The organism is Polaromonas sp. P4_F6, assembly GCF_056401275.1.
Genome location: NZ_JBFUJQ010000008.1, coordinates 1 through 14,492 on the forward strand (window position 1 = coordinate 1; position 14,492 = coordinate 14,492).

Genomic DNA, 14,492 nt, shown 5'->3' on the forward strand with positions numbered 1-14,492 from the left:
GCGCTGCCCCTTTCCTCGCTATGGGGGCCGCCCGCCTGCGGCCCGGCAAAGCCGGTTCCGCAGCTCATGCTGGTGAAGACAAAACCCCCAATGCACCCACCGTGCGCAGGTTTACGAATCAGAGACGATCAGCGAGCTGGCGTAAAGGCAAATTGCTGCTGCTGCGGCGACGTTGAGCGACTCCTCGCCGCCCGGCTGGTCTATGCGGACCTTGAGTGCCGCCCTGGCCATCAGTTCGTCGCTGACGCCCTGCCCTTCGTGGCCCATGGCCCAGGCGCAGGGCATGGGCAATTTTTGCTGGTGCAAAAAGCCGCCGTGGTGCGAGCTGGTGACGACGACGGGCACCGCCAGGGCCGCCAGGGCCTCGGGCTCCAGGCCTTCCACCAGCTGCAGGGCAAAGTGGGAGCCCATGCCGGCACGCAGCACCTTGGGCGACCACAGCGCCGCCGTGCCCTTGAGGGCGATGACCTGACCGAAACCAAAGGCCGCCGCGCTGCGCAGGATGGAGCCGACATTGCCGGCGTCCTGCACCCGGTCCAGGATCACTGAGGCTGCATCGGGCCGCAGGCCGGTAGTGGCGGGCAGCCCCATGACAAAGCCCATGCGCGCGGGCGACTCCAGGCCGCTGATCTCGGGCAGCAAGGCGTCGGGGATCACGATGCTTTTGACCGCCGCCCGCGTAAATTCCGCGGGTGCCGCAGGCCAATAAGACTCGGCGAAAACGGCCAGCGCAGGTTTGAGCCCGCGCGCCAGCGCCGCGCGGCACAGATGGTCGCCTTCCAGCCAGACGCGCCCCTGCTTGCGATAGGCCGTGCTGTCCTGCGACAGCTTTCGCAAGTCCTTGATCAGCGGGTTATCGCGCGAGGTGAGGTGTGTGGCTTCGGTGGACGCCCCGCCGGAGGCAAAGCCCGAACTCACCGCAGAACCTCGGCCACCGGCGCGAAGGACCTGCGGTGCTGCGGGCAGGCGCCGTGCTCGCGCAGCGCGGCCAGGTGCTCGGCCGTGCCGTAGCCCTTGTGGTCGGCAAAACCGTACTGCGGGTATTCCAGGTGGAACTCGGCGCACCAGCGGTCACGGTGCACCTTGGCCAGGATGGAGGCCGCCGAGATGGCGGGCACCAGCGCATCACCGCCCACAATGGCTTCCGACAAAATAGCCAGCGTGGGCAGGCGGTTGCCGTCGACCAGCACCTTGTTGGGTTTCAGGCGCAAGCCCTCCACCGCGCGCTTCATGGCCAGCATGGTGGCCTGCAGGATGTTGAGGCTGTCGATTTCTTCCACGCTGGCCTGGGCAATCGAGCAGCACAGGGCTTTGGCACGAATTTCGTCGTAGAGTTTTTCGCGGCGCAGGGCCGTGAGCTTTTTGGAGTCAGCCAAGCCCTTGATCGGGTTCAGCTCGTCAAGAATGACGGCGGCGGCCACCACCGGCCCCATCAGGGGGCCGCGCCCCGCCTCGTCAACACCGGCCACCAGCCCGGGAATGTCCCAGGACAGCGCGGTTTGCTCAGCTTTCAAGAATTTGCTGGATCGCATCGGTCGCTAATGTTGAAGTATCTCGCCGCAGTTCGGTATGCAGCGCGGCGAATCGTTGCTCGACAGCCGCTATTTTGTCAGGTGCCGACGATTTTGCCGCCACCCACTGCAGGACGGACGCGGCCAGCGCTTCGGGGCTGGCCTGGTCCTGCAGCAACTCGGGCACCACAAAGTCGCGGCACAGGATATTGGGCAAGCCCACCCAGGGCTGCAGTTTTTTGCGCCGCATGATCTGCCAGGACAGCCAGTTCATGTTGTAAGCGATGACCATGGGCCGCTTGAACAGCGCCGCCTCCAGCGTGGCGGTGCCGCTGGCGATCAGCGTGAAGTCGCAGGCGGCCAGCGCGGTGTGCGACTGGCCTTCGAGGATTTGCAGCTGGTCTCGCATGCCGGCTTCGCCCGCGATGTGTTCGATGGCGGCCTTCAAGGCGGGAATCGCGGGCACGACGAAGCGAACGGCCGGCTGCGCGCGCCGGATCAGGGCGGCGGCCGCGAAAAACCTGTGGGCCAGGTACTGGATCTCCGACTTCCGGCTACCCGGCAGGATGGCAATCACCGTGTCCTCATCCCGCAAACCCAGCGCGCGCCGCGCTGCGGCCCGGTCGGGCTGCAGGGGAATGACATTGGCCAGCGGATGGCCGACATAGGTCGCGGCGATGCCGTGGGCGGCCAGCAAGGCCGGCTCGAACGGGAAAATGCACAGCACGTGGTCCACACTGCGGCGGATTTTCTCGACGCGGTCGGCGCGCCAGGCCCAGATGGAGGGGCAGACGAAATGCACGGTCTTGATGCCCTGGGCTTTCAGCGCGGCCTCCAGGTCCAGGTTGAAGTCGGGTGCATCCACACCGACAAAAACATCGGGACGCTGTGCCAGCAGGCGCTGCTTGAGCTGTTCGCGTATGCCGACGATCTCGCGGTAGTGGCGCAGCACCTCCACATAACCGCGCACGGCCAGCTTCTCGCTGGGCCACTCCGCTTCAAACCCGCGCCTGGCCATCTGCGGGCCGCCTATGCCGCTGGAGGTCATCGCCGGCCAGCGGGCCTTGAGGCCGTCAAGCAGCAAGCCCGCCAGCAGGTCGCCGGAGGTTTCCCCGGCAACCATGGCCACCTGGGGCCTTGCCGTGGGGCCGCCAGCCTCTCCACGGGCTGGCAGAGGGCTGGTCTCGAGAGACATGGGCCTTACCGGACGATGCCGCGTTGCGGCGAGGTGTGCTCCAGGAAAGAGAGCATCATCTGCACATCGGGCGCAGACTCCGGGTGTTTCCCGGTCAGCTCGGCAATCCGCGCGCGCGCCTGGTCGAGCGTGAGGTCGTCGCGGTACAGGGCCTTGTGCATGGCCTTGACGGCGGAAATACGGTCAGGCGAAAACCCCCGCCGGCGCAAGCCTTCGAAGTTCATGGACCGTGCCTCGGCGGGCTGGCCCTGCACCATGACAAAAGGCGGCAGGTCGGCGAACAGCAGCGAGCACATGGCCGTCATGCTGTGCGCGCCCAGCCTGACAAACTGGTGGACCACGGTGAAGCCGCCCAGGATCACCCAGTCGCCCACATGCACATGGCCGGCCAGCTGGGAGTTGTTGGCAAAAATGGTGTTGTTGCCGACCGAGCAGTCATGCGCCAGGTGCACATAGGCCATGAGCCAGTTGTCGTTGCCCACGCGCGTCACGCCGGTGTCGCCCGGCGAGCCGATGTTGAAGGTGCAGAACTCGCGGATGGTGTTGCGGTCGCCTATGACCAGCTCGCAGGGCTCGCCGGCGTATTTTTTATCCTGCGGAATCGCGCCCAGCGAGTTGAACTGGAAAATGCGGTTGTCACGGCCTATGGTGGTGTGGCCTTCGATGACGCAGTGCGCGCCGACGGTGGTGCCCTCGCCTATCTTCACGTGCGGCCCGATGATGGTGTAGGGCCCGACGCTCACCGACTCATGGAGCTGGGCTTGCGGGTCCACGATGGCCGTGGCGTGTATGCCCGGCGCGTGAGGGGATGCTGTCATGTCGCGCTCGCCTGGATGGTCACGGCCCGGCTCACGCAATGGTGCGCATGGTGCACATGAGTTCGGCTTCGCAGGCGACGGTGTCGCCGACGCGGGTCACACCCTTGAACTTGAAAATACCGGCCTTCATGCGGTCCAGGGTGACGTCCATGATCAACTGGTCGCCCGGCTCGACGGGGCGCTTGAAGCGCGCGCCGTCTATGCCCGCGAAGTAATACACCGTCTTGTCGTCGGGCGTCACACCCAGGGTTTCAAAGGCCAGCAAGGCGGCGGCCTGCGCCATGGCCTCGAGCATCAGCACGCCGGGCATGACCGGGTGGTGCGGGAAATGGCCCATAAAAAACGGCTCGTTGATCGTGACGTTCTTGAGCGCCTTGATGCTTTTGCCTTTTTCAATTTCGAGTACGCGGTCCACCAGCAGGATGGGGTAGCGGTGCGGGAGCTGCTTGAGAATTTGGTGGATATCCATCATGATTTTTCTTCAATGTGTCCTGAGTTCAGAATGGCTTTTTCAGCCAGCCGCAGGCGCTCGCGCAATGTGTGGAGCTGCTTGAGGGTCGCGGCATTTTTTTCCCAGACAGCATTGTCGTCGATGGGAAAGAGCCCGGTGTAATTTCCGGGCTTGAGGATGGACCGCGTCACGACGGACGCCGCCGACACATGCACATGATCGGCCAGGCTCAGGTGGCCCAGCACGATAGCGCCGCCACCCACCGTGCAGTGGGCGCCTATGGTGGCGCTGCCCGCCACACCCGCGCAGCCCGCCATGGCGGTGTGTTTACCCACCCGCACGTTGTGGCCGATCTGCACCAGGTTGTCGAGCTTGACGCCATCTTCGAGTACGGTGTCCTGCAGGGCACCGCGGTCTATGCAGGTGTTGGCCCCGATCTCCACGTCGTCGCCTATCAGCACGCCGCCCAGTTGCTCTATCTTGACCCATTGCCCCTGGTGCAAGGCGAAACCGAAACCGTCGGCGCCTATCACCGCGCCAGGGTGCACAATGCAGCGCGCACCCATGCGGCAACCGTCCGCCAGGGTGACGCGCGCCGACAGGCGGCTGCCGGCGCCGACCTGCGCACCCCTGCCGATGACGCAGTGCTCGGCGATGCGGGCGCCCTCGCCTATGACCGCGCCCTCGCCTATGCAGGCAAACGCCCCCACCGACACGCCGGGGGCCAGCGAAGCCGTGGGGTCAATAAAGGCACTGGGGTGAATCTGCGGCGCGGCCCGCGGGGCATGCCGCTGCTTCCAGAGCTGGGTGACCAGCGCGAAGGCGTGGTAGGGGTCGTCCACCACGATGCAGGCACCCCGGGCTACGGCGGCCTGCCGTGCGGCAGGCGCCACGATGACACAGGCCGCCGCGGACTGCGCCAGCTTGGCCAGGTATTTGGGATGGCTGAGGAAGCTCAGATCCTGGGGGCCGGCGGCCTCCAGGGTGGAGAGCCGCTCAATCTGCAGGCCCGGGTCGCCGATCAATTCGGCATTGAGGCCAGCGAGGAACTGGGCGATATCGGCAAGACGGAGTGTCACACTGCGCCTGCCGTTTTGGCGATGGTGGTCGTGGTGAACACCCCCGCCATCAACGGGCGGCGTTCAGCGCCTTGATCACCTTGTCGGTGATGTCGTGTTTGGGGTTGACGTACACCGACTCCTGAAGGATCAGGTCGTATTTTTCGGTTTCAGCCAGGGTTTTCACGACCTTGTTGGCGCGCTCAATCACCTGCTGGAGTTCTTCGTTCTTGCGGGTGTTCAGGTCTTCCTGAAACTCACGGCGCTTGCGCTGGAAATCCCGGTCCTGGTCCACCAGCTGCTTTTGCCGCGTGTTGCGCTGGCTTTCGGCCAGCGTGGGTGCCTCGCGTTCAAACTTGTCGGACAGCGTCTTGAGCTGGTTCGCCAGGTCGTTCAGTTCTTTTTCACGCTTGCTGAATTCCTGCTCGAGCTTGGTCTGGGCGGCTTTGGCGGAATTGGCTTCGCGGAAAATCCGGTCCAGATTGACGACACCGACCTTGAACTCCTGCGCGCTTGCGGAGAAGCCCGCCAACGCGACAACAAGGCCGAGGAAAATTTTGTGTGAAAGATGCTTCATTAGAAAGATGTACCAATTTGGAATTGCAACCGCTCTATTCTATCGCCTGGCTTTTTACGCAGGGGCGTGGCAATGGCGAGCCGCAAAGGCCCCAATGGGGAAATCCAGCTGATGCCGACGCCGGTTGAGACACGCAGGTCATTCAGCTTGTATTGCTCTTTTTCCCCGAACACGTTGCCGGCGTCGACAAAACCGAACAAACGCAGGGTCCTGTCGTTGCCGGCACCCGGGAATGGTGCGATCAGTTCGGCGTTCAGGGTCAGTTTTTTCGGTCCGCCAATGGCCAGGTCGGACGCATCGCGCGGGCCCAGAGAGCCCTGCTCGAAGCCGCGCACCGATCCGAGGCCGCCCGAGTAGTAGTTCTTGAACAGCGGATAGGGCTGGCCGTTCAGGCCCTTGCCCCAGCCGAACTCGCCGTTCAGGGCGACGGTGAACTGCTTGTTCAGCGGAATGTACTGCTGGATCTGGTAATTGGCCCGCACGAACTTGATGTCGCCAGCGACACCCCAGTCGCCGTACACGCGCTGGTAGCGGCCCGTGGTGGGAACCAGGGAGCTGTCCCGGCTGTCGCGGGACCAGCCGATCGTCAGGGGAACGGAGCTGCTCTTGTAGCCGAACTGGTTGGCGTAGTCCTGGTAGCTGACGGGAAGGTTGGTGCCGGGAACAATGGTCAGTTGCTCGTAACCGCTGCCGAAATAGACGGTGTCGTTCTCGGTGAACGGCACCCCGAAACGGATGCTGGCGCCGCGGGTTTTCAGGCTGTAATCGCCGCCCTGGCCGGAAAGCGGCTTGGAGGTGCGGTCATAAACGTCGATCGTGCGCGAAATGCCGTCGGCCGTGAAATAAGGGTCTATGGTGCTCAGCACAATCTGGCGGTTGGACTTGCTGGTATTGATCTCAACACCCAGGTAATTGCCCGAACCGAAGACGTTTTCCTGCTTGATGCCGAACAGCAGGGAGACGCTGTCCGCGCTGGAGTAACCCGCGCCGAGCTGCAGGTTGCCGGTGGGCTTTTCCGTCACGCTCATCGTCACGTCGACCTGGTCCTGGGTACCGGGGACTTCCTGCGTGTCTATGTTGACGTCGGTGAAGTAACCCAGGCGGTCCACGCGGTCGCGCGAAAGGCGGATCTTGTCGCCGTCATACCAGGACGACTCGAACTGGCGGAACTCGCGGCGCACGACTTCGTCACGCGTGCGGTTGTTGCCCGCCACGTTCACGCGGCGCACATAAGCGCGGCGAGAAGGATCGGCCTGGATCACAAAGGCCACGCGGTTGTTGCTGCGGTCGATCTCGGGCACGGCCTCGACGCGCGCAAACGCAAATCCGAAGGTGCCGAAATAGTCGGTGAAGGCCTTGGTGGTTTCGGCCACCTGATCGGCGTTGTAGGGCTCGCCCGGTTCAATCTTCACCAGGGTCTTGAACTCTTCTTCCTTGTTGAGGTAGTTGCCTTCGAGCTTGACACCCGACACCACAAAACGCTCGCCTTCGCTCACATTGACGGTGATGGCAATGCTTTGTTTGTCGGGAGAGATCGCGACCTGGGTGGAGTCGACCTTGAACTCCAGGTAGCCGCGCGACAGGTAGTAGGAACGCAGCGTCTCGATGTCGGCATTGAGTTTGGTGCGCGAGTAGCGGTCGGACTTGGTGTACCAGCTGAGCCAGCCGCCGGTGTCCAGGTCAAACAGGCCCAGCAGCGTGGATTCGCTGAACGCCTTGTTGCCGGTGATGTGGATTTCCTTGATCTTCGCGACCTCGCCCTCCACCACGCTGAAGGTCAGGTTGACGCGGTTGCGCTCAATCGGCGTGACGGTAGTGATCACCTCGACGCCATAGAGGCTCTTGTTGATGTACTGGCGCTTGAGCTCTTGCTCGGCCTTGTCGGCAAGCGCCTTGTCGAAAGGCTGGCCGTCGGCGACGCCCGCTTCGCGCAACGCCTTTTTCAGCGCTTCCTTGTCGAATTCCTTGGTTCCGACAAAATCCACGTCGGCCACGGTTGGGCGCTCTTCCACAATCACCACCAGCACGTCGCCGCTGACTTCCAGCCTCACGTCCTTGAACAGACCCAGGCCGAACAGCGCGCGAATGGCGGTCGAGCCCTTGTCGTCGTTGTAGGTTTCGCCGACACGAAAGGGAAGCGACGCAAAAATGGTCCCAGGCTCCACGCGCTGCAAACCTTCAACCCGAATGTCTCGCACCGTGAAAGGGTCAACCGCCCAGGCGGTGCTGGCTGCAAAAAGACCGGCGGCTATGGCGCAAACTGCGCGAACTTTGAAGCGATTTATTTGTTTTTGCATGAAATGTATGGAATTAGCCCAAGAGCCGGGTGACATCGTTAAACAGGGCAACACACATCATGCCCAGCAGGATCGCAACGCCACCGCGCTGCAACCGGTCCATCCAGGCGTCAGACACGCCTCGGCCAGTGATCCCCTCCCAAAGATAATACATCAGGTGCCCCCCATCCAGAACCGGCAGCGGGAGTAAATTCAGGACGCCCAGGCTCACGCTGATCAGGGCCAGGAAGGTCAGGTAATAGCTCCATCCCAGGCTGGCCGACTTGCCCGCATAGTCGGCAATCGTAAGCGGCCCGCTGAGGTTTTTGAGCGAGGCCTGGCCGGTCAGCATTTTCCCCATCATGCGCAGCGTGAGCGCGGACACCTGCCAGGTGCGCACCGCCCCTTGCCACAGGCCGTCAATAAAGCCGTAGCGCACCGTCACGAGTTCAGGCGCGGTCCCCACATAGGCGTCGATACGGGGCACCAGCGTCCCGTTCACGGTCTTGAGCTCCGGGGTGACCTGCAGCGCCAGCGTCCGGCCGGCGCGAACGACCTGCCAGTTCTGGGGCGCTACCGCAGCCCGGCCCGTGGTGGAAGCCGGAACCGAGGTCCTTATGGTTTCCCGCAAGTGCTGCCCGTCGACGATGGCAGTGTCACCAATGCGCACCACCACATCGCCGGCATGCAGGCCGGATTTTTCGGCTGCGCCCCCGGGCATGACATCCCCGATCACGGGACGGGTCCAGGGCCCCAGGATGCCGATTTTGCGGAACAGCTGGGCATCGGCTTCGGGAGCGCCCAGGCGACTGAGCGGCAGACGCACCATTTGCCCGGCGCCGGCGGCGTCTGCACCCAGCACCAGCGTGAGGTCACGGCCGTCGAGCGCGCCCTGGGTCAGGCGCCAGCGCAAGTCCTCAAAAGAGCGGACGTCCTGGAGTTCATCACCTTCAAAAGCCGCCTGCGCCACCGTTTCCTGGCCGCGCAGGCCGGCTTTTTCCGCTAGCGATCCGGCCACGGGACTGGCGAGCACGGCTTTGGGCTCCTGCAGGCCGCTCCAGTTGAGGATGGCGTACAGCAGCACGGCCAGCAGCAGGTTGGCCGCCGGGCCTGCCGCCACCACGGCGGCACGCGATTTCAGCGGCTGGGTGTTGAAGGCCAGGTGGCGCTCGCCCGGGTCGACGGGCGCTTCGCGCTCGTCCAGCATCTTGACGTAGCCGCCCAGGGGCAGCATGCCGATGGAAAACTCGGTGGACTTGTTCTTGAGCTTCCAGCTGTAAATCGGCTTGCCGAATCCAATCGAAAACTTAAGGACCTTGATGCCGCAGGCCACGGCCACGCGGTAGTGTCCGTATTCGTGCACGGCGATCAGGATTCCCAGCGTCACAACGAAAGAAACCAGGGTCAGCATGTCAGGGCTCCAGTTGTCCGGCAATGCGAAGGGCAAGGCGGCGAGCCTGCCCATCCAGACCGAGCAGGCCTTCAATATCACTTACCTCTGAGGGCGCCAGGGCCTCCAAAGTTGCGTGATTTACATGGTGAATATGGTCAAAACGTATGCGTTTTTCAAGAAAGGCGGCGACGGCCACCTCGTTGGCCGCATTGAGCACGGCGGTGCTGCCCACGGGGCCGTTCAGCACCTCCCAGGCCAGCGGTAGCCCCGGGAAGCGCGCATCATCGGGTACCTCGAAGGTCATGGTGGCCAGCGACCTGAAATCCAGGGCCTTGGCCCCCGACACCACCCGGTCCGGCCAGGCCAGGCCGTAGGCGATGGGAACGCGCATGTCTGGCGTTCCGAGCTGCGCCACCACCGAGGTGTCGCGGTACTGGACCATGGAATGGATGATGCTCTGGGGATGGATCACAACCTCGATCTGCTGCGGCGCCAGGCCGAACAGGTACTTCGCTTCGATCACCTCCAGGGCCTTGTTCATCATGGTGGCCGAGTCGACCGAGATTTTCCGGCCCATCACCCAGTTCGGGTGGGCGCAGGCTTCGTCGGGCGTGACATGGCGCAGGCTGGCGGCATCGCGGGTGCGGAAGGGCCCGCCGGAAGCGGTCAGGATGATTTTTTCGACGCGTTCGCCCCAGGTCGCGGCGTCTTCCGGCAGGGACTGGAAGATGGCCGAGTGCTCGCTGTCTATGGGCAGCAGCTTGGCCCCGCCGGCGCGCACCGCCTGCATGAAGACTTCGCCGCCTACCACCAGCGCTTCCTTGTTGGCCAGCAGCAGGCGTTTGCCCGTGCGGGCCGCCGCCATGCAGGGCGCCAGGCCCGCCGCGCCCACAATGGCCGCCATGACGGTGTCCACCGATTCATGCGAGGCAATCATTTCCAGCGCATCGGGCGTCGACAGCACCTGCACGGGCAACTGGTGGGCCTTGACCTTGTCGGCCAGCTGGCGGGCATGCGGCTCGCTCGCCATCACGGCATAACGTGGCTTGAACTGGGCGCACTGGGCCAGCATCAGGTCGACCTGGGTCGCCGCGCTGAGCGCGAACACTTCAAAACGCTCGGGATGGCGCGCGATCACGTCCAGCGTGTTGACGCCTATGGACCCGGTGGAGCCCAGAACAGTGATGCGCTGCTTGCTGAAGGACATGGCGGACTTAAAGGGTGACCAACATCATCGCCAGGGGCAACGTGGGCAACAGGGCGTCAACGCGGTCCAGCACCCCGCCGTGGCCCGGCAGCAGGCCGCTGGAGTCCTTGACGCCCGCGCTGCGCTTGATCAGCGATTCGACCAGGTCGCCCACCACACTCATGGCCGCCAGGAAAATGACCGCCAAAAGCATGACCCACAAACCGTGGCTGGCCACCAGCCGGCTGTAAAGCGTGGCCTCGCCCCAAAAACCGGCGCCGCCCGAGGCGGTGCCCGCATAGGCCCAGGCGAGCGACAGCGCGACCACACCGGCCATGCCGCCCCAGACGCCTTCCCAGCTTTTGCCAGGGCTGATCGAAGGCGCGAGCTTGCCCTTGCTGAAGCGGCCGCCGAAAGTGCGCCCGGCGAAGTAGGCAAAGATATCGGCCACCCAAACCAGCAGCAGCACGGACAGCAGGAAATTGATACCGGTGACACGCGCCTGGGCGACGGCCAGCCAGGCCAGCCACAGCGCGACCAGCCCCGCCGCGAGCCGCAGCGCCTTGGGAATGTGCGGCCAGCCGGCCACGCCCTTGCGCAGCAACCAGCCGCCGGCCAGCACCCAGGCGGCACCGGCGGCGGCCCAGAGCATGGGCAAGGACTTATCCAGCAGGCCGGCATACCAGGACAGCGCGCAGGCCGCCACGCTCACAAGGCCCAGTCCCAGCGAAACGCCCTGCCCGTAGCCATTGAGCCGGCCCCACTCCCAGGCACCCGCTGCAATCAGCAGCAGCGCCACGACGCAAAAGGGCTGGGGGGTGGAGTAAAAAAGTGCGGGCAGCAGGATGGCCAGCAGGACAATCGCCGTGATGACACGCTGTTTAAGCATCAAGCCGCCTTTGCATTGTGGTTGTTGCCCTGGCCGCTGACCTGCGCGGAGGTCTGGCCAAAGCGCCGTTCGCGGGTGCGAAAAACGGCAATCGCCTCATCGAGCGCCGCCTCGTCGAACTCGGGCCAGAGCTTGTCGGAAAAATGCAGCTCCGAATAGGCCGCCTGCCACAGCAGGAAGTTGCTGATGCGCAGTTCGCCGCCCGTGCGTATCAGCAGGTCCGGGTCGGGCACGTGCGCCATCGCCATGGCCCGGTCCAGCGACAGCTCGGTGATGGCCTCGCCGCGGCTGGCCAGCTTCTGCGCGGCCTGCGCGATGTCCCAGCGGCCGCCGTAGTTGAAGCAGACATTCAAAACCAGCCGGCTGTTGGCCGAGGTATCCCCTTCGGCCTTTGCCAGGCCGGCCCTGACCTTCTCGGAGAGCCGCTCACGGTCGCCGATGAAGTGCAGCTGCACGCCGTTTTCATTGAGGCTGGGCACTTCCTTGGCCAGCGACAGGGCCAGCAGCTCCATCAGGCCCGACACCTCTTCAGAGGGCCGGTTCCAGTTTTCCGATGAGAACGCGAACACCGTCAGCACGCCGATGCCGCGCTCCAGGCAGGCGCGCACGCAGCGGCTCAGCGAATCAACGCCCTGCTTGTGGCCTGCGATGCGGGGTAAAAACCGTTTGGTCGCCCAACGGCCATTGCCATCCATGACGATGGCAATGTGGCGCGGGACCGGACTGGAAGTGGTGGCCATGGACAATTCAGGCCAGACGCTGAAGCGTCAAACCGCCATGATGTCTTGTTCCTTGCCGGCGACCAGTTTGTCGACTTCGGCAATGAAACGGTCGGTGAACTTCTGGATGTCGTCCTGGGCGCGGCGCTCGTCGTCCTCGGACGCGAGCTTTTCCTTGACCAGTTTCTTGATGCCGTCGTTGGCGTCGCGGCGCAAGTTGCGAATCGCGACCTTGGCGTGCTCGCCCTCGGAACGCACGACCTTGGTGAGCTCCTTGCGGCGCTCTTCGGTCATCGGCGGCATGGGGACGCGGATCAGGTCGCCCTGCGCCGCCGGGTTGAGCCCGAGGTCGGAATCGCGAATGGCTTTTTCAATCTTGGCACCCATGCCCTTTTCCCAGGGCGAGACGCTGATGGTGCGCGCGTCGAGCAGCGACACGTTGGCAACCTGGCTGATCGGCACCATGGAGCCGTAGTAGTCGACATGCACGGTGTCGAGCAGGCCGGGGTTGGCGCGGCCGGTGCGGATCTTGGTCAGGCCGTTCTTGAACGAGTCGATGGACTGCAGCATTTTTTGCTCTGCCAGCTGCTTGACGTCAGCAATGCTCATGGTCGGATCTCCGGATTTTTATGGCGAAAAAAAAGCAAGCCCTGCGGCTCAGACGTGAACCAGCGTTCCCTCGTCTTCTCCCTGTACCACGCGCTTGAGCGCGCCGTGCTTGAAGATGCTGAACACCTTGATGGGCAGCTTCTGGTCGCGGCACAGCGCGAAGGCGGTGGCATCCATGACCTCGAGGTTTTTGCCCATGGCCTCATCAAACGTGATGTTGGTGTAGCGCGTGGCTTTCGGGTCTTTCTTGGGGTCCGCAGTGTACACACCGTCGACCTTGGTGGCCTTGAGTACGATCTCCGCGCCGATCTCGGCGCCGCGCAGCGCTGCCGCCGTGTCGGTGGTGAAAAAAGGATTGCCCGTGCCGGCCGCGAAAATAACGACCTTGCCCTCTTCGAGGTACTGCAAGGCCTTGGGGCGGACGTAAGGTTCGACCACACGCTCAATGCCGATGGCCGACATCACGCGGGCGATGAGGCCGGCCTTGTCCATGGTGTCGCCCAAGGCCAGGGCATTCATCACGGTGGCCAGCATGCCCATGTAGTCGGCGGTGGCGCGGTCCATGCCGACCGAGCCGCCCGCCACGCCGCGGAAAATATTGCCGCCGCCAATCACCACCGCCACTTCGACGCCCATGCGGGTGACCTCGGCGATTTCCTCCACCATGCGCACGATGGTGGCGCGGTTGATGCCGAAGGCATCGTCCCCCATCAAGGCCTCACCTGACAGTTTTAACAAGATTCGCTTGTAGGCTGGCATGTGAGGGGCTTTCTGTGGTTGAAGTGAAGGGGAGTTTAGCGGCCTTCCGGCTAGGCTGAGTGCTTAAGCGGCCTTGGCGGCTGCGACCTGGGCGGCGACTTCGGCGGCGAAATCGTCGACCTTCTTCTCGATGCCTTCGCCCACCACGTACAGCGTGAAGGACTTGATCGTGGTCGCTTTTTCCTTGAGCATCTGCTCAACGGTCTGCTTGTCGTTCTTGACGAAAGTCTGGTTGTACAGGCTGACTTCCTTCAGGTACTTTTGCACGCCGCCTTCGATACGCTTTGCAACAATTTCAGCGGATTGCACGGGCTTGCCTTCGGCCTGGGCCTTGGCGGCATCTTCAGCAGCCTTGGCGGCGGCCACCGAGCGCTCTTTGGCGACCAGTTCGGCGGGAACTTCGGCGCTGGACAGCGACACGGGCTTCATCGCGGCCACGTGCATGGCGACGTCCTTGGCGGCGGCTTCGTCGCCTTCAAACTCCACCACCACGCCGATGCGCGTGCCGTGCAGGTAAGAAGCCAGTTTGCTGCCGGCAAAACGCTTGAAGCGGCGCACGCTCATGTTTTCGCCGATCTTGCCGATCAGGCCCTTGCGCACGTCCTCGACCGTGGGGCCGAAACCGTCCAGCGACAGGGGCATGGCGCCCACGGCTTCCACGTCGGCCGGGTTGTTCTTGACGATGCCTTCGACCACGCCTTTGGTGAAAGCCAGGAAGCTGTCGTTCTTGGTCACGAAGTCGGTTTCGCAGTTGACTTCAACCAGCGCGCCCACATCGCCTTCGCGGTGCGCGGCCACCACGCCTTCGGCGGTGACGCGGGAAGCGGCCTTGCCGGCCTTGCTGCCGAGCTTGACGCGCAGGATTTCTTCGGCTTTCTCGAAATTGCCTTCGGCTTCGGTCAGCGCCTTCTTGCACTCCATCATCGGGGCGTCGGTCTTGGCGCGCAGTTCAGCGACCATGCTTGCAGTAATTGCCATTTTGATTCTCCGTTTATCGTGTTCACGGGGACGGGCCGACAGGGCCCATCCCTTCTTGATGTTTAAGTTGTGA

The 14,492-nt window shown here is 63.7% G+C and carries 15 protein-coding genes; all 15 read right to left on the minus strand.

The window, feature by feature from the left end; translation table 11 throughout:
• Positions 1-111 precede the first annotated feature (111 nt).
• The 15 genes from AC1DUN_RS17875 to tsf all read right to left on the minus strand — a co-directional run bounded on the left by AC1DUN_RS17875 (position 112) and on the right by tsf (position 14,419).
• Entirely contained in the window at positions 112-918 is an 807-nt protein-coding gene (locus AC1DUN_RS17875; RefSeq protein ID WP_477715145.1) for a TrmH family RNA methyltransferase, read from the minus strand.
• On the minus strand, positions 915-1,532 hold the full coding sequence (rnhB, locus tag AC1DUN_RS17880; RefSeq protein WP_477715146.1) for a ribonuclease HII: 618 nt from the start codon (positions 1,530-1,532) through the stop codon (positions 915-917). The genes AC1DUN_RS17875 and rnhB overlap by 4 nt, the downstream gene beginning before the upstream one ends.
• Entirely contained in the window at positions 1,504-2,706 is a 1,203-nt protein-coding gene (gene lpxB, locus AC1DUN_RS17885) for a lipid-A-disaccharide synthase (RefSeq protein WP_477715147.1), read from the minus strand. The genes rnhB and lpxB overlap by 29 nt, the downstream gene beginning before the upstream one ends.
• Before the next feature lie 5 nt (positions 2,707-2,711).
• A complete protein-coding gene (gene lpxA / locus AC1DUN_RS17890; RefSeq protein WP_477715148.1) occupies positions 2,712-3,524 on the minus strand; it encodes an acyl-ACP--UDP-N-acetylglucosamine O-acyltransferase in 813 nt (270 codons plus the stop codon).
• 31 nt (positions 3,525-3,555) lie between these two features.
• Positions 3,556-3,996 (minus strand): 3-hydroxyacyl-ACP dehydratase FabZ, encoded by a 441-nt coding sequence (gene fabZ / locus AC1DUN_RS17895; RefSeq protein WP_007866435.1) that lies wholly within the window; start codon positions 3,994-3,996, stop codon positions 3,556-3,558.
• Positions 3,993-5,054, minus strand: coding sequence for a UDP-3-O-(3-hydroxymyristoyl)glucosamine N-acyltransferase (gene lpxD / locus AC1DUN_RS17900; protein WP_477715149.1), 1,062 nt, complete (start codon positions 5,052-5,054; stop codon positions 3,993-3,995). Before lpxD ends, fabZ begins: the two co-directional genes overlap by 4 nt.
• Positions 5,055-5,103: 49 nt before the next feature.
• Positions 5,104-5,610: an OmpH/Skp family outer membrane protein gene (locus tag AC1DUN_RS17905; RefSeq protein WP_007866425.1), complete on the minus strand. Its 507-nt coding sequence runs from the start codon at positions 5,608-5,610 to the stop codon at positions 5,104-5,106.
• Positions 5,610-7,907, minus strand: coding sequence for an outer membrane protein assembly factor BamA (gene bamA / locus AC1DUN_RS17910; protein WP_477715150.1), 2,298 nt, complete (start codon positions 7,905-7,907; stop codon positions 5,610-5,612). The genes AC1DUN_RS17905 and bamA overlap by 1 nt, the downstream gene beginning before the upstream one ends.
• 13 nt (positions 7,908-7,920) lie before the next feature.
• The gene (rseP, locus tag AC1DUN_RS17915; protein WP_477715151.1) at positions 7,921-9,297 is read right to left on the minus strand and encodes an RIP metalloprotease RseP; all 1,377 of its coding nucleotides are present in this window, start codon (positions 9,295-9,297) and stop codon (positions 7,921-7,923) included.
• 1 nt (position 9,298) lies between these two features.
• The gene (gene ispC, locus AC1DUN_RS17920; RefSeq protein ID WP_477715152.1) at positions 9,299-10,486 is read right to left on the minus strand and encodes a 1-deoxy-D-xylulose-5-phosphate reductoisomerase; all 1,188 of its coding nucleotides are present in this window, start codon (positions 10,484-10,486) and stop codon (positions 9,299-9,301) included.
• A 7-nt stretch (positions 10,487-10,493) separates the two neighbouring features.
• A complete protein-coding gene (locus AC1DUN_RS17925; protein ID WP_477715153.1) occupies positions 10,494-11,354 on the minus strand; it encodes a phosphatidate cytidylyltransferase in 861 nt (286 codons plus the stop codon).
• Positions 11,354-12,094, minus strand: a complete 741-nt coding sequence (gene uppS, locus AC1DUN_RS17930) for a polyprenyl diphosphate synthase (RefSeq protein ID WP_477715154.1) — start codon at positions 12,092-12,094, stop codon at positions 11,354-11,356. The genes AC1DUN_RS17925 and uppS overlap by 1 nt, the downstream gene beginning before the upstream one ends.
• Positions 12,095-12,121: 27 nt before the next feature.
• Positions 12,122-12,682, minus strand: coding sequence for a ribosome recycling factor (gene frr / locus AC1DUN_RS17935; RefSeq protein ID WP_007866405.1), 561 nt, complete (start codon positions 12,680-12,682; stop codon positions 12,122-12,124).
• A gap of 48 nt (positions 12,683-12,730) precedes the next feature.
• The gene (gene pyrH / locus AC1DUN_RS17940) at positions 12,731-13,441 is read right to left on the minus strand and encodes a UMP kinase (protein ID WP_036838012.1); all 711 of its coding nucleotides are present in this window, start codon (positions 13,439-13,441) and stop codon (positions 12,731-12,733) included.
• A gap of 63 nt (positions 13,442-13,504) precedes the next feature.
• Positions 13,505-14,419: a translation elongation factor Ts gene (gene tsf, locus AC1DUN_RS17945; RefSeq protein ID WP_477715155.1), complete on the minus strand. Its 915-nt coding sequence runs from the start codon at positions 14,417-14,419 to the stop codon at positions 13,505-13,507.
• Positions 14,420-14,492 lie beyond the last annotated feature (73 nt).

Coding starts and splice junctions, on each gene's coding strand:
- rnhB (WP_477715146.1), bottom strand. CDS start 1,532: ATGCGATCCAGCAAATTCTTGAAAGCTGAGCAAACCGCGCTGTCCTGG.
- lpxB (WP_477715147.1), bottom strand. CDS start 2,706: ATGTCTCTCGAGACCAGCCCTCTGCCAGCCCGTGGAGAGGCTGGCGGC.
- lpxA (WP_477715148.1), bottom strand. CDS start 3,524: ATGACAGCATCCCCTCACGCGCCGGGCATACACGCCACGGCCATCGTG.
- fabZ (WP_007866435.1), bottom strand. CDS start 3,996: ATGATGGATATCCACCAAATTCTCAAGCAGCTCCCGCACCGCTACCCC.
- AC1DUN_RS17905 (WP_007866425.1), bottom strand. CDS start 5,610: ATGAAGCATCTTTCACACAAAATTTTCCTCGGCCTTGTTGTCGCGTTG.
- bamA (WP_477715150.1), bottom strand. CDS start 7,907: ATGCAAAAACAAATAAATCGCTTCAAAGTTCGCGCAGTTTGCGCCATA.
- rseP (WP_477715151.1), bottom strand. CDS start 9,297: ATGCTGACCCTGGTTTCTTTCGTTGTGACGCTGGGAATCCTGATCGCC.
- ispC (WP_477715152.1), bottom strand. CDS start 10,486: ATGTCCTTCAGCAAGCAGCGCATCACTGTTCTGGGCTCCACCGGGTCC.
- AC1DUN_RS17925 (WP_477715153.1), bottom strand. CDS start 11,354: ATGCTTAAACAGCGTGTCATCACGGCGATTGTCCTGCTGGCCATCCTG.
- uppS (WP_477715154.1), bottom strand. CDS start 12,094: ATGGCCACCACTTCCAGTCCGGTCCCGCGCCACATTGCCATCGTCATG.
- frr (WP_007866405.1), bottom strand. CDS start 12,682: ATGAGCATTGCTGACGTCAAGCAGCTGGCAGAGCAAAAAATGCTGCAG.
- pyrH (WP_036838012.1), bottom strand. CDS start 13,441: ATGCCAGCCTACAAGCGAATCTTGTTAAAACTGTCAGGTGAGGCCTTG.
- tsf (WP_477715155.1), bottom strand. CDS start 14,419: ATGGCAATTACTGCAAGCATGGTCGCTGAACTGCGCGCCAAGACCGAC.